Below are 20,167 nucleotides of genomic sequence, written 5' to 3' on the forward strand. Positions count from 1 at the left end.
GGGCTCGGGCGCGTGAGGCCGGTGGTGCTACGACCGCTGGATCAGCGGGCGTAGTACTCGACGACGAGCTGCTCGTCGCAGATCACCGGGATCTCCTTGCGGTTCGGCTCCCGGTCCATGCGGAAGGCGAGCGCCTTGAGGTTGACCTGCAGGTAGCGCGGGGTCTCACCGTCGGGCGCGTAGCCACCCTCGCGGGCGACCTGGAACGGGTGCTTCTCGCGGGAGCGCTCGCGGACCGTGACGACGTCGTCCGGGCGGACACGGAAGGAAGGCTTGTCGACCTTGCCGCCGTTCACCTCGATGTGGCCGTGGACGACCATCTGACGGGCCTGGTAGATCGTCCGGGCGATGCCGGAACGGAGCACCAGGGCGTCGAGACGGCGCTCGAGCTCGATGATCAGGGCCTCGCCGGTCTTGCCCTGAACCTTGCTGGCGCGCTCGTAGGCGCGGACCAGCTGACGCTCGGAGACGTCGTACTGCGCACGAAGGCGCTGCTTCTCGAGCAGACGGACCTTGTAGTCCGAGTTCTGCTTACGGCCACGGCCGTGCTCACCCGGCGGGTACGGGCGGGCCTCAAAGTACTTGACGGCCTTCGGGGTCAGAGCGATGCCGAGCGCACGCGACTTCTTGACCTTGGGTCGCGACTGGTTCACGTGGAACCTACCTCCATGTAAGTTAGGTGAGCCTTACCTTATTCGAGGAGGACGTAATGTCTCGACCGCATGGGATCCCCCTGCCCAGTGCGCATCGCAGTTCAGACGACTCGAAAGAATCGGTCTCTGCTTACGACGACGATGAACAAGGTCAGCCGCGTCCCAGGGAAGGCGCTCGACAGCCCACCATGGCCGAGCGCGTACGAACCCTCGTTGAGTACAACGCCTCAGTATCCCTCACGCTGCCGGGTGCTCGCGACCATGGCCCCGGCTTCTGGGAGCCTGCCGCGCGCACCGTCACGCCCGAGGGTGACGTCGTTCTCCTTGTGCCCTGGGATTCTCCCACCGCCAGGGCCGCCGCGTACGCCCAGGACGACGACCTGACCGCCGTGATGGAGATCACGGACGTCGCCCCCGTCGCGGTGCGCCAGCGGATCCGCGGCCGCGCCTGGCTGGCCGGCTGGCTCACGGCCGTGCGCAACGAGGACCGGGCCCGGTACACGGAGCTGCTCGCCGAGCGGCACCCCGTGGGCGCCGTGCTGGAGACCGGCCAGGACCGGCCCGCCTGGATGCTCGTGCGGCTGGAGGTCGGTGAGATCTCGGTGGACGACCTGTGGGGCGCGGGCTGTGTGGAACCCGAGGATCTCGGGCGTACGGAGCCGGATCCGATCGCGCGGCACGAGGCGGAGCTGCTGCAGCATCTGCACTCCGCGCACAGCGACCAGGTGCGCGGCCTGTCCACCCTGCTCGGCGACCGGACGGACGAGACGTACGCGGCGGTGCGGGACGTGGTGCCGGTGGCCCTCGACCGGTTCGGCCTCCGGGTGCGCTTCACCGGGCCGGAGAACCGTACGTTCGACGCGCGCTTCGACTTCCCCGAGCCGGTGCGGGACGCCGGGGGTCTGCGGCACGCGATGCACACGCTGTTCGCCGCGGCGACGCGGTGAGAAGCGGTGAGGAAGTGAGGAAGCCCGCCGGCAGGGATGCCCGCCGGCGGCGGCCTCACGCGCCGGACGTGCCCTCGCCGCGCAGACGCTCACGGACCTTCTCCACCACGTCCGCGTAGCGCGCCTCCGCCCCGTACCGCGTCGGTTCGTAGTAGCGCTTGCCGTGGACCGCGTCCGGAGCGTACTGCTGCGGGGCAATGGCGCCCGGGACGTCGTGCGGGTACACGTACCCCTGGGCGTGGCCGAGCTTGGCCGCTCCCTTGTAGTGGCCGTCGCGGAGATGGGGCGGGACCGGGCCCGCCAGGCCCTGGCGCACATCCGCCAGGGCGGCCCCTATCGCGGTCGTCGCGGCGTTGGACTTCGGAGCGAGGGCCAAGGCGATCGTGGCGTGGCTGAGTGTGAGAGCCGCCTCGGGGAAGCCGATCATGGCGACGGCCTGAGCGGCGGCGACGGCGGTCGGCAGGGCCGTCGGGTCGGCCAGCCCGATGTCCTCGCTGGCCGAGATCATCAGCCGCCGCGCGATGAAGCGCGGGTCCTCCCCCGCCTCGATCATGCGGGCCAGATAGTGCAGCGCCGCGTCGACGTCGGAGCCGCGGATGGACTTGATGAGGGCGCTCGCCACGTCGTAGTGCTGGTCGCCGTCGCGGTCGTACTTCACCGCCGCGCGGTCGACCGTCTCCTCCACCGTCGTGAGGAAGATGTCCTGCTCGCCCTTGGCGAGGGCGGCACCGGCCGCGGCCTCCAGCGCGGTCAGCGCCCGCCGGGCATCGCCCCCGGCGATGCGCAGCAGATGCGCCTCGGCGTCGTCGGGCAGCGTCACGGCGCCGCCGAGGCCACGCTCCTCGGTCAGCGCCCGCTTCATGAGCCCGCGCAGATCGTCGTCGGTGAGCGGCTCCAGCGTGAGCAGCAGGGAGCGGGACAGCAGCGGGGAGATCACCGAGAAGTACGGATTCTCGGTGGTCGCGGCGATCAGCGTCACCCAGCGGTTCTCGACGGCGGGCAGCAGGGAGTCCTGCTGGGCCTTGCTGAAGCGGTGGATCTCGTCGAGGAAGAGGACGGTCTCCTTGCCGAAGCCGCCGGCGGCGCGGCGGGCCCCGTCGATGACCGCCCGGACCTCCTTGACGCCCGCGGTGATGGCGGAGAGCTCGACGAAGCGCTTGTTCGTCGCCTTCGACACCACGTACGCGAGGGTCGTCTTGCCGGTGCCCGGCGGGCCCCACAGGATCACCGACGAGGCGCCCGCGGGCCCGCCGCTGCCTGCTGCCCCCTGCTCCACGAGTCGACGCATCGGCGACCCCGGCTTCAGCAGATGCTGCTGGCCGACGACCTCGTCGAGGGTGCGCGGACGCATCCGGACGGCCAGGGGACTCGCTGACGGGTCCTTCTCCTGGCGTTCCTCAGCGGCTGCGGTAAAGAGATCGGGCTCCACAGGAACGAAGCCTAAGCGAGGGCACTGACAACGCGGCCGCGGACCGTGCGGCCGGGGCGGCCGCTGCCCGTCAGCTGATCCAGAAGTCCCACCAGCGGGTCAGGATGAGCATCCCGATGACACCGGTGTGCAGCACCGGCAGGACCCAGGTGAACTCGGAGAGGAAGTTCTTCGCCCACGTCGGGGCGGGGAGCAGGCCGGCCCTGATGTTGTGCGAGGTCACGTACCAGAACATGAAGATCGTGGCGACCCAGGCGAGGCAGCACCACAGGCACAGCGCGTTGATGTTGTACAGCGACTGGTACTGGAGCCAGGTGCAGAACGCGACGCCGAAGAGCGTGCCCGCGTTGAACGTCAGCCAGTACCAGCGGCGGAAGCGGGCGCCGGCGAGCAGGCTCATGCCGACGCAGATCACGATCCCGTAGGTGACGAGCCCGAGCATCGGGTTGGGGAACCCGAAGGCGGAGGCCTGGTCGCTCTCCATCACGCTGCCGCACGAGACGATCGGGTTGAGGCTGCAGCCCGGGGTGAAGGTCTTCCCCGCGATCTTGGCCTCGAGGATCTTGAACTTGTCGATCGTGATGACCCAGGCGGCCAGCAGTCCGGCCGCGCCGGTGATCACGAGCAGCCACCCGAACGCGCGGCTGCCGCCGACCGTGCCGCGCACGCCCTCCATTTCCTGGCCGGAGGACACGCCGTCAACCGCTGCAGTCGTCATATCGCCGTTCCATCACTCGGTCACTGCTGGGGCATGGTCATTCTGCCGCACGCCCGCCCGTGTCCACCGTTCGATGGGGATAAGGAAGTCCGGGATCCGGCCGCGGCACGGGCCCGGACCGTCGGGAAACGGTCCGGGCTCCGTGCGTACAGCCCTCCTCAGGAGAGCTTCGCCCGGATCTCCGCGATGACCGCGTCGACGGCGACCGGGGTCTGCTCGCCGGACTCCATGTCCTTGAGCTGGACGACGCCCTCGGCGAGGTCGCGCTCGCCGGCGACGATCGCGTACCGCGCACCGCTCCGGTTCGCGTTCTTCATGGCTCCCTTGAGGCCCTTCCCGCCGTACGAGAAGTCCGCGGCGACGCCTTCCTTGCGCAACTGCGTGACGACCCCGAAGAGGACGCGGCGCGCCTCCTCGCCGAGCGGGACGGCGAACACGCTGGTGCCGGCGGGCAGTTCGAGGTCGATGCCCTCGGCCTCCAGCGCCAGGACCGTACGGTCGACACCGAGGGCCCAGCCGACGGAGGGAAGCGCAGGGCCGCCGATCATCTCGGACAGTCCGTCGTAACGGCCGCCGCCGCCCACCGCGGACTGCGAGCCGAGACCGTCGTGGACGAACTCGAAGGTGGTGCGCGTGTAGTAGTCGAGGCCGCGCACCAGCTTCTCCTCGTCCTCGTACGCCACACCCGCCGCGCCGAGCAGCTCGCGTACCTCCTCGTGGTACGCCTTGCACGCGTCGCACAGGAAGTCGCGCAGCAGCGGCACACCCACGAGCTGCTTCTGGACCGAATCGCGCTTGTCGTCGAGGACCCGCAGCGGGTTGATGTCGACGCGGCGCCGGGTGTCCTCGTCCAGGTCGAGCGCGCGCAGGAAGCCCTGGAGCGCGTCACGGTAGACGGGACGGCACTCCTTGTCGCCCAGCGAGTTCAGCAGGATGCGGAAGTTCGCGAGGCCCAGCGAGCGGTACGCCTGGTCGGCCAGGATGATCAGCTCGGCGTCGAGCGCCGGGTCCTCGGCACCGATCGCCTCGGCACCGACCTGCGAGAAGTGCCTGTAGCGGCCCTTCTGCGGGCGCTCGTAGCGGTAGTACGAGCCCGAGTACCAGAGCTTGACGGGCAGGTTGCCGGCCTTGTGGAGGTTGGCCTCCAGCGCCGCGCGCAGCACGGACGCGGTGCCCTCGGGACGCAGGGCGAGCTCGCTGCCGCCCTTGGTCGTGAGGGTGTACATCTCCTTGGTCACGATGTCGGTGGACTCGCCCACACCGCGTGCGAACAGCTCGACGTTCTCGAAGCCGGGCGTCTCGACGTAGCCGTAACCGGAGTTCTTCAGCGGCGCGGAGATGGCGTCCCGCACCGCCAGGAACTTCGCGGAGTCCGGCGGAATCAGGTCGTACGTGCCCTTGGGGGCCTGAAAAGTGCTCACGGAAACTCTCGTCACATTCCTCGTCGGGGAGCGGCCTGTGCGCTCCCGAGGCCGGCGGCCACGTCCCTCAGATAGGGGTTGGTGGCGCGCTCGCGGCCGATGGTCGTCTGGGGGCCGTGGCCGGACAGCACCACGGTCGAGTCGTCGAGCGGCAGGCACACGCGGGCCAGCGAGTCGAGCATCTCGGCCATGTCACCGCCGGGCAGGTCGGTGCGTCCGATGGAGCCGGCGAAAAGCAGATCGCCCGAGAAGAAGACGGACGGGATGTCCGCGGCCTCGGGCATCTGGAAGGTCACCGACCCCTTGGTATGGCCGGGCGCATGCGCGACCGAGAACTCCAGACCGGCCAGACCCAGCTTCGCGCCGTCCGCCAGTTCGTGGACGTCGTCCGGCTCCCCCACGGTCAGCTCGCCCATGAGCGGCATCCCGATGGAGCGGCCGAGGGCCTTCTCCGGGTCGCTCATCATGTACCGGTCGGCGGGGTGGATCCACGCCGGTACGTCATGGGCTCCGCACACCGGGACGACCGAGGCGACATGATCGATGTGGCCATGGGTGAGCACGACGGCGACGGGCTTGAGCCGATGCTTCTTGAGCGTCTCCTCGACTCCCTGGGCCGCCTGGTGGCCCGGGTCGATGATCACGCACTCCTCGCCTGCGGCCGGGGCGACCAGGTAACAATTGGTCCCCCAGGCCCCGGCGGGGAACCCGGCAATAAGCACGATCGTCCTCGGTGTGTAGTCCGACGGGAATGCTGTCCCGAAGCTGCCTCGACGCTGTCTCGAAGCAGATTCGAAGCTGCCTCGAAGCAGATTCGGAATGCAGCAGATCAGAGCCTACCGGCGCTGCTCATTACACAGCCAACCCGTATACGGTACGGGCACAATCGGCCGGACAGATTTGCGACGACGCACACGACGTACGACGCATACGACGTACAAGGAGAAGACCCGGTGGTCAGCAGCGATCAGCGGCGGCGCCAGCTCGCCAGGGAGAAGTTCGAGCGGCAGCAGCGGCGCCGTGAGGAGGCCCGCAGGCAGGCCAAGCGCCGCAACACGATCATCGCGGCCGCACTCGCCGTGGTCCTGGCGGCGGGTGCCGCGGCGTACGCCTCGGTGGGTCTGTCGGACAACGACTCGGGCAATGACGCGTCGGCGCAGGAGTCCGGCGCGACCCCGACGCCCACGCAGAGCGAGAGCAGCGTTCCCGAGCCCAAGATGGCCATCGACCAGAAGGCCACGTACACGATGTCGCTCAAGACCACCCAGGGCGACATCACGCTGAGCATGGACGCGGCGAAGACCCCGCGCACGGTGAACTCGTTCAAGTACCTCGCGGACAAGGGCTTCTTCGACAACACGAAGTGCCACCGGCTCACCACGCAGGGCATCTTCGTGCTGCAGTGCGGTGACCCGAAGGGCGACGGCACCGGCGGCCCGGGCTACACGATCCCGGACGAGAACCTGACGGGGATGGGCAAGGCGGGCGCGGACGGCACGGTGACGTACAAGGCCGGCACGGTGGCGATGGCGAACACGGGGCAGCCGAACAGTGGCGGCAGCCAGTTCTTCCTCGTCTACAAGGACAGCAAGCTTCCGCCGGGCTACACGCCGTTCGGCACGATCGACGCGGCAGGACTGACTGCGGTCACGACAGTGGCGGCGGCCGGAGTCGAGGGCGGCGCCAAGGACGGAGCCCCCAAGAAGGCCGTCACCATCAAGAAGGCAGCGGTCAGCAAGGGGTGACCCGGCGAATTCGGCAGCGCCGAGTGCGGACAGCCGGGCGGCCGGTCGCCTAGATTGGCGTTGTGCAGCGCGGGCTGATGTCGCGTTGTGGAGGGCGGGCGAGGCCCGTCCAGGAAACTGTGGACGATGCCCGGGGGCGGAGCCCCTCGCAGGCATCATGTGGAGGAGGCGCTGTGAGCAGCGACCCGTGGGGCCGCGTCGACGAGACGGGCACCGTGTACGTGCGGACTTCCGAGGGCGAGCAGGTCGTCGGATCGTGGCAGGCCGGAACTCCCGAGGAGGCACTGGCCTACTTCGAGCGCAAGTACGAGGGCTTGGTTGTCGAGATCGGCCTCCTCGAGAAGCGGGTGAAGACCACCGATCTGTCGGCGAAGGACGCGACGGCCGCGATCGATCACATCCGTCAGCAGGTCGACGAGCATCACGCCGTCGGTGACCTCGACGCGCTGCGCAAGCGGCTCGACGCGCTCGTCGCGACCGTCGACGCGCGCCGTGAGGAGCGCAAGGCGCAGAAGGCGAAGCAGACCGACGAGGCCAGGCACGCCAAGGAGGCGCTGGTCACCGAGGCCGAGGAGCTGGCGCAGAGCGAGCAGTGGCGGGCGGCCGGTGAGCGGCTGCGCGCGCTGGTGGACACCTGGAAGGGCCTGCCCCGGCTCGACCGGAAGTCCGACGACGAGCTGTGGCACCGCTTCTCGCATGCGCGCTCGGCGTTCTCCAAGCGACGCAAGGCGCACTTCGCCTCGCTGGACGCCCAGCGCGAGGTGGCCCGGCAGACGAAGGAGCGGCTGGTCGCCGAGGCCGAGTCGCTGTCCGGATCGACGGACTGGGGCCCCACGGCCGCCCGCTACCGCGAGCTGATGGCGGAGTGGAAGGCCGCGGGCCGTGCCCAGCGCGAGCACGAGGACGATCTGTGGAACCGTTTCCGCGGTGCCCAGGACGTCTTCTTCGCCGCGCGCAGCGGGGTGTTCGCCGAGCGTGACGCCGAGCAGGCCGAGAACCTGAAGCTGAAGGAGGAGCTCGCGGTCGAGGCCGAGAAGCTCCTGCCCGTGACGGATCTGAAGGCCGCGCGCGCCGCCTTCCGCTCCATCAACGAGCGCTGGGAGGCCATCGGTCATGTCCCGCGCGACGCCCGGCCGAAGGTCGAGGGCCGGATGCACACGGTCGAGCGGGCGATCCAGGACGCCGAAGAGGCCGAGTGGCGCCGCACCAACCCGGAGGCGCGGGCTCGCGCTGCGGGTCTGACCGGTCAGCTGCAGGCCGCCGTCGACAAGCTGCGTCAGCAGATCGACACGGCGCGTGCGGCGGGCAACAACGCGAAGGCCGACAAGCTCGCGAAGGAGCTCGAGGGCCGGCAGGCGCTGCTGGACCAGGCGCTGAAGGGCCTGGAGGAGTTCGGCGGCTGATCTGCCGTCACGAAGGCCCCGGTACGGGTTTCCCGTGCCGGGGCCTTCGTATGTCGTGCGGGGGTCCGGGGCTCGCCCCGGCGCTGCGGACGCTACGGACGCCGCGCCGATGTCACCCGGTACACGTCGTACACGCCCTCCACGCCCCTGACCGCCTTCAGGACATGGCCCAGGTGTTTGGGGTCGCCCATCTCGAAGGTGAAGCGGGAGGTGGCGACGCGGTCGCGGGAGGTCTGGACGGCCGCGGAAAGGATGTTGACGTGCTGGTCGGACAGGACGCGGGTGACGTCCGAGAGCAGCCGGGAGCGGTCCAGGGCCTCGACCTGGATGGCGACCAGGAAGACCGACGACTGGGTGGGGGCCCATTCGACGTCGAGGATCCGCTCGGGCTGCTGGGACAGGGAGTCCACGTTGACGCAGTCCGCGCGGTGGACGGAGACTCCGCTGCCACGGGTGACGAAGCCGATGATGGGGTCGCCGGGGACCGGCGTACAACAGCGGGCCAGCTTCACCCAGACGTCCTCGACGCCCTTGACGACGACACCCGGGTCGGCGGCGGCCCGGCGCTTGCGGCCGCGGACCCGGGACGGCGGAGCGGTTTCGGCGATGTCCTCGGTGGCGGCCTCCTCACCGCCGAGGGCCTGGACGAGCTTCTGGACGATGCTCTGGGCGGTGACATGGCCCTCGCCGATCGCCGCGTACAGCGAGGAGATGTCGCTGTAGCGCATCTCGTGGGCCAGCGTCACCAGGGAGTCGCCGGTGAGGATGCGCTGGATCGGCAGGTTCTGCTTGCGCATGGCGCGCGCGATGGCGTCCTTGCCCTGCTCGATCGCCTCGTCGCGGCGCTCCTTGGAGAACCAGGCGCGGATCTTGTTGCGGGCGCGCGGCGACTTGACGAAGCCGAGCCAGTCGCGCGAGGGGCCCGCGCCGGTGGCCTTGGAGGTGAAGACCTCGACCAGATCGCCGTTGTCGAGGGTGGATTCGAGCGGCACGAGGCGTCCGTTGACGCGGGCGCCTATCGTGCGGTGGCCGACCTCGGTGTGCACGGCGTACGCGAAGTCGACGGGGGTGGCGCCCGCGGGAAGCGCGATGACGTCGCCCTTCGGCGTGAAGACGAAGACTTCGTTGCGGGACAGGTCGAAGCGGAGGGACTCCAGGAACTCGCCCGGGTCCTCGGTCTCCTTCTGCCAGTCCAGGAGCTGTCGCAGCCACGCCATGTCGTTGATGGCGTCCTTGTCCTTGCCGGCGCCCTTGGGGACGTCCGTACGCACCTTGGAGGCACCGGCGGAGGGATCCTGCTTGTACTTCCAGTGCGCGGCGATGCCGTACTCGGCCCGGCGGTGCATGTCGAACGTGCGGATCTGGAGTTCGACGGGCTTGCCGTTGGGTCCGATGACCGTCGTGTGCAGCGACTGGTACATGTTGAACTTCGGCATCGCGATGTAGTCCTTGAACCGCCCCGGGACCGGGTTCCACCGGGCGTGGACGGTGCCGAGCGCCGCGTAGCAGTCGCGGACGGTGTCGACGAGGACGCGGATGCCGACCAGGTCGTAGATCTCCGCGAAGTCACGGCCGCGGACGATCATCTTCTGGTAGACGCTGTAGTAGTGCTTCGGCCGGCCGGTGACCGTCGCCTTGATGCGGGCGGCGCGCAGATCGGACTGGACCTCGTCGGTCACTATGGCGAGGTATTCGTCGCGCTTGGGCGCCCGCTCGGCGACGAGCCGCACGATCTCGTCGTACATCTTGGGGTAGAGGATCGCGAAGGCGAGGTCCTCCAGCTCCCATTTGATCGTGTTCATGCCCAGCCGGTGCGCCAGCGGGGCGTAGATCTCCAGCGTCTCGCGGGCCTTCTTCTCCTGCTTCTCCCGCTTGAGGTAGCGCATCGTGCGCATGTTGTGCAGACGGTCGGCGAGCTTGATGACCAGGACGCGCGGGTCCTTGGCCATGGCGACGACCATCTTGCGTACGGTCTCGGCCTGCGCGGCCTCGCCGAACTTGACCTTGTCGAGCTTGGTGACGCCGTCGACGAGGAGGGCGACCTGGTCGCCGAAGTCACGCCGCAGGGTGTCCAGGCCGTACTCGGTGTCCTCGACGGTGTCGTGCAGCAGTCCGGCCATCAGGGTGGCCGGGTCCATGCCCAGCTCGGCGAGGATCGTGGTGACGGCGAGGGGGTGCGTGATGTACGGGTCGCCGCTCTTGCGCTTCTGGCCGCGGTGCCAGCGCTCGGCGACCTGGTAGGCGCGCTCGACCTGGCGGAGTGTCGAGGTCTCGATCTTCGGGTCGTTGCTGCGGACGATCCGCAGCAGGGGCTCCAGCACCGGGTTGTACGGGCTGGAGCGCTGCACGCCGAGCCGGGCGAGGCGGGCGCGGACCCGGTTGGAGGAGCCGCCGGAGCGTGTCGAAGGAGCCGGGGCAGCCGCGGGGGTGGGCTTCGGAGCCGACACAGACGCAGCGGTCGAGCCGTTCGCAGTCCCCCAGCCCTCGGCCGGGGAAACCCCCATCCGGCGCTCGGGCGCCGCGGGCCCGGTCGGCTCCGCGGACTTCTTCTCGGGCGTGACAGGGGCCGCCACAGCCTTGTCGGCCTGCTGGTCGGGCTGCGCGGTCGCGGGCTGGGCCTCGTCTGGCAAGAGCGCTCCTCACGGGATCCGGGTCCCCCGGTCAGGCCCGGAAATCCCATGGTATCGATCCCGGGCGCCGGGCTCGCCCCGGGACGGTGGACTGTCCAGAACGCGGAACGGGCACCCGGTGTTCCCGGGTGCCCGTTCCGTACGCCTCGAAGGCCGGTCAGAGGGTGATCAGAGCCTTGAGCGGGGCTCCGCGCAGAGCCGGCTCCAGGCGGGCGCGACCGCCGAGGAAACCCAGCTCCATGAGGATCGCGACGCCCGCGACCTCGGCGCCTGCCCGCCGGATCAGCTCCAGCGACGCCTCGGCCGTGCCGCCGGTGGCGAGGACGTCGTCGATGACCATGACGCGGTCGTCCGCGTCGAGGTCCTCGGCGTGCACCTCGATCTCGGCGCTGCCGTACTCCAGCTCGTACGCCTGCGACAGCGTCGCTCCGGGGAGCTTGCCCGCCTTGCGTACGGGGACGAAGCCGAGGCCCGCCCGTACCGCCACCGGCGCGGCCAGGATGAAGCCGCGCGCCTCCAGGCCCACGATCTTCGTCGCGCGGTGCGTCACGCACAGCTCGGCGAGGGCCTCGGTGAGCGCGGTGAAGGCCGCCGGGTCCGCGAGGAGGGGGGTGATGTCCTTGAACATCACGCCCGGCTTCGGGTAGTCCGGCACATCGCGGATGCGGCTGAGCAGCAGCTCCTGCGTGGTGGCGGTCATCGGCGCTTCCCCGAGGGGCGGCCCCGGCCGCGGCCGCGCTGGCCGACGACGGCACCGGCCGCCGCGGCCGCACCCGGCCGCGCGTCCTGCGGCGCGTCCGGGCCCGCAGCGTCGGGCTCCTCCGCGGACTCGCCCTTGGCGGCCGCGGCCGCCCGCTTGGCGAGGACCCGCTTCTTCAGGGCCTTCATCTGCGGCTCGCGTTCCTTCAGGTCGGCGACCAGCGGAGTGGCGATGAAGATCGACGAGTACGCACCGGCGGCGAGACCGACGAACAGCGACAGCGAGATGTCGTTGAGCATGCCCGCGCCGAGGAAGCCGCCACCGATGAAGAGCAGACCGGCGACCGGCAGCAGCGCCACGACCGTGGTGTTGATGGAACGCACCAGCGTGCCGTTGATCGAACGGTTGGCGATCTCGCTGTACGTCCAGCGGGTCTGCTTGGTGATGTCCTTCGTGCCTTCCTTGAGGCTGTCGAAGACGACCACCGTGTCGTACAGCGAATAACCGAGGATCGTGAGCAGACCGATCACCGTACCCGGCGTGACCTCGAACCCGACCAGGGCGTAGATACCCACCGTGATCGTGATGTCGTGGATGAGGGCCACGAGAGCCGCGACCGCCATACGCCATTCGAAGGCGATCGCCAGATAGATCACCACGAGGATCATGAAGACGCCGAGGCCGGTCCAGGCCTTGTTGGCGATCTGCTCACCCCAGCTGGGGCCGACCAGCTCCGCGTTGATCTCGTCCGCGGGGAGCTTCATGTCGTCGGCGAGCTGCTTGCGCACCTCGTTGGACTGCTGGGTGTCCAGCTCGCTGACCTGGATACGCAGCGTGTCGTTGCCGAGCTTCTGGACGATCGCCGGGTGGCCGGAGGCCTCCTGTGCGTACTCCTGGGCCTGGGTGACGGACACGCTCGTCTTCGGGGTGGTGAAGACGGCACCGCCCTTGAACTCGATGCCCATGTTGAGACCCCGCACCGCCAGGCCGACGATGGCCGTGATGGTGATCAGGATCGAGATGCCGTACCAGATCTTCCGCTTGCCGATGAAGTCGTAGCCGACCTCACCGCGGTAGAGCCTGGCGCCGATGGTGCCGAGACGCGACATCTCACGCCTCCTTCGGGTCGATGGGGGCGGAGACACGGCGCGTGCGGCGCAGCGGGGGCTTCGCACCGAGCCGCTTCGGGTCCAGTCCGGACCACGGGTGGCCGCTCGAGAAGAACTTCGTCCGGGCGAGGATCGTCATGATCGGCTTGGTGAAGAAGAACACGACGACGACGTCGAGCAGGGTGGTCAGGCCGAGTGTGAACGCGAAGCCCTGGACCTTGCCGACGGTGACGATGAAGAGCACCGCCGCGGCGAGGAACGACACGAAGTCGGAGACCAGGATGGTGCGCCGGGCGCGCGGCCAGGCCCGCTCGACGGCCGGGCGGAGCGTACGGCCCTCGCGGATCTCGTCACGGATGCGCTCGAAGTACACGATGAACGAGTCGGCGGTGATACCGATCGCGACGATCGCACCGCAGACCGCCGGCAGGTTCAGCGCGAAGCCGATGGCCGGGCCGAGCAGGGACATCAGGGTGTACGTGAGGATCGCCGAGACCAGGAGGCTCAGCAGGGCGACGACGGACAGGCCGCGGTAGTACACCAGCAGGTAGATCACGACCAGCGCGAGGCCGATGGCGCCCGCGATGAGGCCCGCCTTGAGCTGCTCACCGCCGAGCGCGGCGGTGACGGTCGTGACGCTCTGCTCCTGGAAGCTCAGCGGGAGGGCGCCGTAGCTCAGGATGTTGCCCAGGTCCTGGGCGGACTGCTGGTCGAAGCTGCCGGAGATCTCGGCGCTCGCGCTGAGCGTCTGGTTGACCTGCGGGGCGGAGACGACCTCGCCGTCGAGCACGATCGCGAACTGGTTCATCGGCGAGGGCTGCTGCGACAGCTTGCTGGTGATCGCCTGGAACTTCTTCGAGCCCGCGCTCGTGAAGTCCATCTGGACGATCCAGATGCCGCGCTGCGGGTCGAGGACGCCCTTGGCGTCGTCGACGTCCTTGCCGTTGACCTCGGCCGGGCCCAGGAGGTACTTCTCCCAGATGCCCGCGCTGTTCTTACCGCAGGCCACGGTCGGGTCCTCGGGCTTGACGCCCTTGCCGGCGTTGGCACGGGCCGTCTTGTCCAGGCAGTTCAGCTCGGTGAACTTCTTCTCCGCCGCGGCCGTGGCGGCGTTGCCGGTGGGCGTTGGCGCCGGCGGCTCGGGGGCCTTCGGCTTGTCCGTGGCGGGGCCGGTCGGGGTGGGGGTGGGGGCCTTCAGCGCGTCGGTGACGGCACGGCCCTGGGTGGTGGGGCTGGTGCTGGGTGCGGTCGCCTTGTCCTTGCCGTCCGTGGCCTTGTCCCCCGGCTTACCGGACGGCGAGGCGCTCGGGCTGGCGGAGGGCTGCGGCGTCGCCGGGCCACCGGCCGCCACATTGAGCACCGGGCGGAAGTACAGCTGGGCGGTGGTGCCCACCTGCTTCTGGGCCTGCTCCGAGTTCGTCCCCTTGGGGATGTTGACGATGATGTTCTCGCGGCCCTGGGTCTGGACCTCGGACTCGGAGACGCCCAGACCGTTCACACGGCGCTCGATGATGCCGACCGCGGTGTTCATGTTGGTCTCGTTGACCGAGCTCTCCTTGCCGGGCTCCGGCACGGCCTTGAGCGTGATCGTCGTACCGCCCGCGAGGTCGATGCCCAGCCGCGGGGTGGTGTGCCCCGACCAGAACATCCCGCCGGTCAGCGCGGCCATGACGACCAGGATCAGAACCAGGGCACGCCCCGGCTTGCCCTGACCTCCCGGCGCCCTTCGGCCCTTCTTCGGTGCTGCCACCTTCTCGTTTCTCCCTGTCCTACCGTCCCGCGCCGGGTGTGCGACGTGACGGCCACGAAGTGTTGTGGGGACCTGCCCCCGCGGAAGAAGTCGGCACGCACCGGGGACCGCGGGCGCCGATGGGCGCGCCGCGGTCCCCGGTCGCGGCTACTTCGCGTCGGTGTCGCCGTCGCTCTTGTCGTCGCCCTTGGCGTCCTTGGCCTCGGGCGCGGCCTCGGCGTCGTCCGCCTCGTCCTTCTTGCCCAGGTCGATCTTGGCATCCGCGGCGTCGTCGGGGGCGGCGTCGGTCAGCGAGGAGGCGTCGTCCGGGACGGCCGGGGTGTCGCTCTTGAGGTCGCTGTCACCGTCGCCGTGCACGATGCGGTTGTACTCCTCGTCGTCGAGGACGGCCCCGATGGCGTTCTTCGCGAACACGAGGTGGACGCCGGGCGCGGCCTCGAGGAGGACCGTGTCGTCGTTGACCTCCTTGACGGTGGCATAGAGGCCGCCGATGGTCCGCACGCCGGCGCCGGGCTGCATCTGGTTCCGCATGTTCACCGCCGCCTGCTGCTTCTTCTTGGCAGAGCGGGTCATCAGGAACATGGCCCCGATGAGCACGATGAAGGGGAGGAGGGTCACGATATCCACGGGACGGAATTCCTTCGCACGACCGCGATGGGGAGCGGCCTGATCTACGGGGGTGGGTACGCCGTCCTGGACGGGCGGCATCGGCGGAGTCTAAGCGAGTCCGCATCGATGGAACAACGCCCAGCATGGCACCCCGGTTCCCGGCCCGGCGACCCTCCGCGCCGTCACGTCCCGAACAGGCCCTGTTGTCCGCTCGCGCCTGCGCCCTGCTGCTGCGGCGGTACGAGGCCGAGATGCGCCCATGCCGCGGGCGTCGCCACCCGGCCTCGCGGGGTGCGGGCCAGCAGCCCCTCCCGTACCAGGAACGGCTCGGCGACCTCCTCGACGGTCTCGCGCTCCTCCCCCACGGCCACGGCGAGGGTCGACAGGCCGACCGGCCCGCCGCCGAACAGCTTGAGCAGGGCCTGCAGCACCGCCCGGTCGAGCCGGTCGAGGCCGCGCCCGTCCACCTCGTACACCCCGAGGGCCGCGGCTGCGATGTCGCGGGTGATCCGGCCGTCCGCCTTGACCTGGGCGTAGTCCCGGACGCGGCGCAGCAGCCGGTTGGCGATACGGGGTGTGCCGCGGGAGCGGCCGGCGATCTCGGCGGCGCCTTCGGCGTCCGTCTCGACGTCGAGGAGCCTGGCGGAGCGGTGGATGACCCGCTCCAGCTCGGCGGGCTCGTAGAACTCCATGTGCGCGGTGAAGCCGAAGCGGTCGCGCAGCGGCGGCGGCAGGAGTCCGGCCCGGGTGGTGGCGCCGACCAGGGTGAACGGAGGGAGCTCCAGCGGGATGGCGGTGGCGCCGGGGCCCTTGCCGACGATGACGTCGACCCGGAAGTCCTCCATCGCCATGTAGAGCATCTCCTCGGCGGGCCGCGACATGCGGTGGATCTCGTCGAGGAAGAGGACCTCGCCCTCCTGGAGGGAGGACAGGATCGCCGCGAGATCACCGGCGTGCTGGATGGCGGGGCCGGAGGTGATACGGATCGGGGCGCCCATCTCCGCCGCGATGATCATGGAGAGGGTGGTCTTGCCGAGTCCGGGCGCGCCGGAGAGCAGGACGTGGTCGGCGGTGGCGCCGCGCGCGAGGGCCGCCTTCAGGACGAGGTCCAGCTGCTCCCGTACCCGCTCCTGGCCGACGAACTCGTCGAGCGACTTGGGGCGCAGCGCCGCCTCGACGGCCTGGTCCTCCCCATCGGCGGCCGCGCCGACAAGCCGTCCGTCGGCGGAGTCGTCGGTCGGCGGTGCGGTGTCGTCCCAGTTCACAGTGGATTGCCTCGCGGGTTCGGCGGGTTCGGCGGGTTTCAGCGGATCGCGGATCGGGGCTGCGGGGTCAGCGGGTGCGGTTGAGGGTCTGGAGAGCGGCCTTCAGAAGCGCGCCCACGTGCGGCGCGCCGCCCGCCGCCTCCGCCTGCGGCGCGACCGCGGTGACCGCCTCGTCGGCCTCGCGCGTCGCGTAGCCGAGGCCGATCAGCGCGGCGTGCAGCTGGTCGCGCCAGGACTGGCTGACCGGGGCGCCGACGGCCGGCGCGGAGCCGAGCGGTTCACCGAGCCGGTCCTTCAGCTCGAGCAGCAGCTTCTGGGCGCCCTTCTTGCCGATACCGGGGACGGCGGTCAGCGCCTTCTCGTCGTCGGTCGCGACCGCGCGCCGCAGCGCGTCCGGGCTGTGCACGGCGAGCATCGCCTGGGCGAGGCGCGGGCCGACACCGCTCGCGGTCTGGAGCAGCTCGAAGACCTGCCGCTCGTCGTCGTCCGCGAATCCGTAGAGCGTGAGGGAGTCCTCTCTCACGACCAACGACGTGGCGAGCCTGGCCTCCTGACCGATCCTCAGCTCCGACAGGGTGTTCGGCGTGCACTGGACGGCCATGCCGACGCCGCCGACCTCGATCACGGCGGTGGTGGGGGCGAGGGCGGCCACCGGGCCGCTCACAAAGGCGATCATGAAGTGCGGCCTTTCGCTGCGTGCAGGGCGACGGCCTGCTGGAGCCGGTTCTGGGCAGGGGCCCGCCAGATGTGACAGATGGCGAGGGCGAGGGCATCGGCCGCGTCGGCGGGTTTCGGCGGGGCGGCGAGCCGCAGCAGCCGCGTCACCATCGCGCCGACCTGCGCCTTGTCGGCGCGGCCACTGCCGGTGACGGCGGCCTTGACCTCGCTCGGGGTGTGCAGGGCGACGGGCAGGCCGCGGCGGGCGGCGCAGAGCATGGCGACTGCGCTGGCCTGGGCCGTACCCATGACCGTACGCACATTGTGCTGGCTGAACACCCGCTCCACCGCGACCAGTTCGGGCCGGTGAGCATCCAGCCATTCCTCTATGCCGCGCTCGATGGCGAGCAGCCGGTGGCCGATGTCCGCATCGGCGGGGGTGCGCACGACACCGACGCCGAGCATCGTCAGCGGGCGGCCCGCGACGCCTTCGACCACGCCGATTCCGCACCGGGTCAGCCCCGGATCCACCCCCAGCACGCGCACGCGCCACCCCTCCCCTCTTTGCGGCTGAACCCCCGCCGCTCTCGCGGAGCCGGCCACTCGCCGTCCTGGCTGCGCAATCCATGGTTGCGGTCGTCAGACTAACCGCTGCCTCTGACAACGCGACGGGCCGACGGGGTGTGTCCCCGTCGGCCCGTCGTACGAAGCCCGTTGAGCAGCCGGTCCGGCGGCCGGATCAGGCGTCGACCTTCTCCATGACGTCGTCCGAGACATCGAAGTTGGCGAAGACGTTCTGCACGTCGTCGCTGTCCTCCAGCGCGTCGATCAGCTTGAAGATCTTGCGCGCACCCTCCTCGTCCAGCTCGACCTGCATGGTCGGGACGAAGTTGGCCTCGGCCGAGTCGTAGTCGATGCCGGCCTCCTGCAGCGCGGTGCGGACCGCGACGAGGTCGGTGGCCTCGCTGATGACCTCGAAGTTCTCGCCGAGGTCGTTGACCTCCTCGGCGCCCGCGTCCAGGACCGCGCCGAGCACGTCGTCCTCGGACAGTTCTGCCTTGGGCAGAACGACAACGCCCTTGCGATTGAAGAGATACGACACCGAGCCGGGGTCGGCCATGGAGCCGCCGTTGCGGGTCATGGCGACACGGACGTCGGAGGCGGCGCGGTTGCGGTTGTCGGTGAGGCACTCGATGAGCACCGCGACACCGTTCGGGCCGTAACCCTCGTACATGATCGTCTCGTAGTCGGCGCCACCGGCCTCGAGGCCGGCGCCACGCTTGACCGCGGAGTCGATGTTCTTGTTCGGAACCGAGCTCTTCTTCGCCTTCTGGATGGCGTCGAAGAGGGTCGGGTTGCCGTCGACGTCGGCGCCGCCCGTACGGGCCGCAACCTCGATGTTCTTGATCAGCTTCGCGAAGAGCTTGCCGCGCTTGGCGTCGATCACGGCCTTCTTGTGCTTCGTCGTGGCCCATTTAGAGTGGCCGGACATCTGCCTGTCTCCTTCGCGTAACCAATCTCTGCTGCGTTCGCCTGTGATCCTACCGGGACCTGGTCAGTGCGCGGCGCGCACCATGTCCACGAACAGGGCGTGCACGCGGTGGTCCCCCGTCAGTTCCGGGTGGAACGAGGTGGCCAGCGCGTTGCCCTGCCGTACGGCGACGATGTGACCGCCGTGCTCGGCGAGCACCTCGGCCGTGGCGCCCACGGACTCGACCCACGGGGCCCGGATGAAGACGCCCTCGACGGGGTCGCCGTCGATGCCCTTGACCGCGACAGCGGCCTCGAACGACTCGTTCTGCCGGCCGAAGGCGTTGCGGCGCACGATCATGTCGATGCCGCCGATCGTCTCCTGGCCCGAGCGCGGGTCGAGGATCTTCTCGGCGAGCATGATCAGGCCGGCGCAGGTACCGTACACCGGCATCCCGGCGCGCACCCGCTCACGCAGCGGCTCCATCATGCCGAAGAGATGGGCCAGCTTGGAGATGGTGGTGGACTCGCCGCCCGGTATGACGAGGCCGTCGACCTCGGCGAGCTCGTCGGGGCGCCGGACCGGCCTGGCCACGGCATCAGCCGCGGCCAGGGCGATCAGGTGCTCCCGTACGTCGCCCTGGAGAGCCAGGACTCCGATCAGGGGGGTGCTCATGGGTGCTTACCAGCCGCGGTTCGCGTAGCGCTCGGCCTCGGGCAGGGTGTCGCAGTTGATGCCGACCATGGCCTCGCCCAGGTTGCGGGAGGCGTCCGCGATGATCTTCGGGTCGTCGTAGAAGGTGGTGGCCTTCACGATGGCGGCGGCGCGCTTGGCCGGGTCGCCGGACTTGAAGATGCCGGAGCCGACGAAGACGCCCTCGGCGCCGAGCTGGCGCATCAGCGCGGCGTCGGCCGGCGTGGCGACACCACCGGCGGAGAACAGCACGACCGGCAGCTTGCCGAGCTGGGCCACCTCGGCGACGAGCTCGTACGGGGCGCGCAGCTCCTTGGCGGCGGCGTACAGCTCGTTGTTGTCGAAGCCGCGCAGCTTGGCGATCTCGTTCTTGATCTGGCGCAGGTGGCGGACGGCCTCGACGACGTTGCCGGTGCCGGCCTCGCCCTTCGAGCGGATCATGGCCGCGCCCTCGGCGATCCGGCGCAGGGCCTCGCCCAGGTTGGTGGCGCCGCACACGAACGGGGTCGTGAACGCCCACTTGTCGGAGTGGTTGACCTCGTCGGCCGGGGTCAGCACCTCGGACTCGTCGATGTAGTCGACACCGAGGGACTGCAGGACCTGGGCCTCGACGAAGTGGCCGATCCGGGACTTGGCCATGACCGGGATGGAGACCGCCTCGATGATCTCCTCGATCATGTTCGGGTCGGACATCCGGGCCACGCCGCCGTCCTTGCGGATGTCGGCCGGGACCCGCTCCAGGGCCATGACGGCGACGGCGCCCGCGTCCTCGGCGATCTTCGCCTGCTCGGCGTTGACCACGTCCATGATCACGCCGCCCTTGAGCTGCTCGGCCATGCCGCGCTTGACGCGCGCGGTGCCGGTCTCGGGGGCCTGCGGGGGGGTGGGAAGCGTGCTCACGGATCGACCTCACTCGGATGTGACGGGTTGGTGCACCGAGAGCAAACCCTCCGCGACCAGTCCACAG

The 20,167-nt window shown here is 69.9% G+C and carries 19 protein-coding genes; 3 read left to right on the plus strand and 16 right to left on the minus strand.

The window, feature by feature from the left end; genetic code table 11:
• Positions 1-41 precede the first annotated feature (41 nt).
• A complete protein-coding gene (gene rpsD, locus AC0699_RS00600; protein WP_453666812.1) occupies positions 42-653 on the minus strand; it encodes a 30S ribosomal protein S4 in 612 nt (203 codons plus the stop codon).
• A 188-nt stretch (positions 654-841) separates the two neighbouring features.
• On the opposite strand from rpsD, the gene AC0699_RS00605 reads away from it, so the two are divergent.
• Positions 842-1,600 (plus strand): DUF2470 domain-containing protein, encoded by a 759-nt coding sequence (locus AC0699_RS00605; protein WP_478653919.1) that lies wholly within the window; start codon positions 842-844, stop codon positions 1,598-1,600.
• A gap of 55 nt (positions 1,601-1,655) precedes the next feature.
• Here AC0699_RS00605 and AC0699_RS00610 read toward each other — a convergent pair whose 3' ends face one another.
• The 4 genes from AC0699_RS00610 to AC0699_RS00625 all read right to left on the minus strand — a co-directional run bounded on the left by AC0699_RS00610 (position 1,656) and on the right by AC0699_RS00625 (position 5,890).
• Complete coding sequence (locus tag AC0699_RS00610; protein ID WP_478653922.1) at positions 1,656-3,029, minus strand: replication-associated recombination protein A; 1,374 nt, start codon at positions 3,027-3,029, stop codon at positions 1,656-1,658.
• A 70-nt stretch (positions 3,030-3,099) separates the two neighbouring features.
• Positions 3,100-3,747, minus strand: a complete 648-nt coding sequence (locus tag AC0699_RS00615; protein ID WP_478653924.1) for a vitamin K epoxide reductase family protein — start codon at positions 3,745-3,747, stop codon at positions 3,100-3,102.
• A 158-nt stretch (positions 3,748-3,905) separates the two neighbouring features.
• The gene (gene hisS / locus AC0699_RS00620) at positions 3,906-5,168 is read right to left on the minus strand and encodes a histidine--tRNA ligase (RefSeq protein WP_478653927.1); all 1,263 of its coding nucleotides are present in this window, start codon (positions 5,166-5,168) and stop codon (positions 3,906-3,908) included.
• 11 nt (positions 5,169-5,179) lie between these two features.
• Complete coding sequence (locus AC0699_RS00625) at positions 5,180-5,890, minus strand: MBL fold metallo-hydrolase (protein WP_478653930.1); 711 nt, start codon at positions 5,888-5,890, stop codon at positions 5,180-5,182.
• Between the two features lie 231 nt (positions 5,891-6,121).
• On the opposite strand from AC0699_RS00625, the gene AC0699_RS00630 reads away from it, so the two are divergent.
• Both AC0699_RS00630 and AC0699_RS00635 read left to right on the plus strand, forming a co-directional pair.
• Positions 6,122-6,913 (plus strand): peptidylprolyl isomerase, encoded by a 792-nt coding sequence (locus tag AC0699_RS00630; RefSeq protein ID WP_478653932.1) that lies wholly within the window; start codon positions 6,122-6,124, stop codon positions 6,911-6,913.
• Between the two features lie 173 nt (positions 6,914-7,086).
• On the plus strand, positions 7,087-8,316 hold the full coding sequence (locus AC0699_RS00635) for a DUF349 domain-containing protein (protein ID WP_478653934.1): 1,230 nt from the start codon (positions 7,087-7,089) through the stop codon (positions 8,314-8,316).
• 92 nt (positions 8,317-8,408) lie between these two features.
• Here AC0699_RS00635 and AC0699_RS00640 read toward each other — a convergent pair whose 3' ends face one another.
• The 11 genes from AC0699_RS00640 to pdxS form a co-directional block, all read right to left on the minus strand.
• Positions 8,409-10,946, minus strand: coding sequence for a RelA/SpoT family protein (locus tag AC0699_RS00640; RefSeq protein WP_478653937.1), 2,538 nt, complete (start codon positions 10,944-10,946; stop codon positions 8,409-8,411).
• A 157-nt stretch (positions 10,947-11,103) separates the two neighbouring features.
• On the minus strand, positions 11,104-11,646 hold the full coding sequence (locus AC0699_RS00645) for an adenine phosphoribosyltransferase (protein ID WP_478653940.1): 543 nt from the start codon (positions 11,644-11,646) through the stop codon (positions 11,104-11,106).
• Entirely contained in the window at positions 11,643-12,755 is a 1,113-nt protein-coding gene (gene secF / locus AC0699_RS00650; RefSeq protein ID WP_478653942.1) for a protein translocase subunit SecF, read from the minus strand. The genes AC0699_RS00645 and secF overlap by 4 nt, the downstream gene beginning before the upstream one ends.
• A gap of 1 nt (position 12,756) precedes the next feature.
• The gene (gene secD / locus AC0699_RS00655) at positions 12,757-14,505 is read right to left on the minus strand and encodes a protein translocase subunit SecD (RefSeq protein WP_478653945.1); all 1,749 of its coding nucleotides are present in this window, start codon (positions 14,503-14,505) and stop codon (positions 12,757-12,759) included.
• Positions 14,506-14,652: 147 nt separating this feature from the next.
• Positions 14,653-15,132, minus strand: a complete 480-nt coding sequence (gene yajC / locus AC0699_RS00660) for a preprotein translocase subunit YajC (RefSeq protein WP_478653947.1) — start codon at positions 15,130-15,132, stop codon at positions 14,653-14,655.
• Positions 15,133-15,296: 164 nt separating this feature from the next.
• The gene (gene ruvB / locus AC0699_RS00665) at positions 15,297-16,379 is read right to left on the minus strand and encodes a Holliday junction branch migration DNA helicase RuvB (protein ID WP_478653950.1); all 1,083 of its coding nucleotides are present in this window, start codon (positions 16,377-16,379) and stop codon (positions 15,297-15,299) included.
• A gap of 67 nt (positions 16,380-16,446) precedes the next feature.
• The gene (gene ruvA, locus AC0699_RS00670; RefSeq protein ID WP_478653953.1) at positions 16,447-17,055 is read right to left on the minus strand and encodes a Holliday junction branch migration protein RuvA; all 609 of its coding nucleotides are present in this window, start codon (positions 17,053-17,055) and stop codon (positions 16,447-16,449) included.
• Positions 17,052-17,582, minus strand: a complete 531-nt coding sequence (ruvC, locus tag AC0699_RS00675) for a crossover junction endodeoxyribonuclease RuvC (protein WP_478653956.1) — start codon at positions 17,580-17,582, stop codon at positions 17,052-17,054. Before ruvC ends, ruvA begins: the two co-directional genes overlap by 4 nt.
• 193 nt (positions 17,583-17,775) lie before the next feature.
• Positions 17,776-18,528: a YebC/PmpR family DNA-binding transcriptional regulator gene (locus AC0699_RS00680; protein WP_469767907.1), complete on the minus strand. Its 753-nt coding sequence runs from the start codon at positions 18,526-18,528 to the stop codon at positions 17,776-17,778.
• Between the two features lie 63 nt (positions 18,529-18,591).
• Positions 18,592-19,182, minus strand: coding sequence for a pyridoxal 5'-phosphate synthase glutaminase subunit PdxT (gene pdxT / locus AC0699_RS00685; protein ID WP_478653959.1), 591 nt, complete (start codon positions 19,180-19,182; stop codon positions 18,592-18,594).
• A 6-nt stretch (positions 19,183-19,188) separates the two neighbouring features.
• Entirely contained in the window at positions 19,189-20,100 is a 912-nt protein-coding gene (pdxS, locus tag AC0699_RS00690; protein ID WP_453668760.1) for a pyridoxal 5'-phosphate synthase lyase subunit PdxS, read from the minus strand.
• Between the last annotated feature and the right edge of the window lie 67 nt (positions 20,101-20,167).

It is taken from the genome of Streptomyces sp. NPDC043870, from assembly GCF_056435785.1.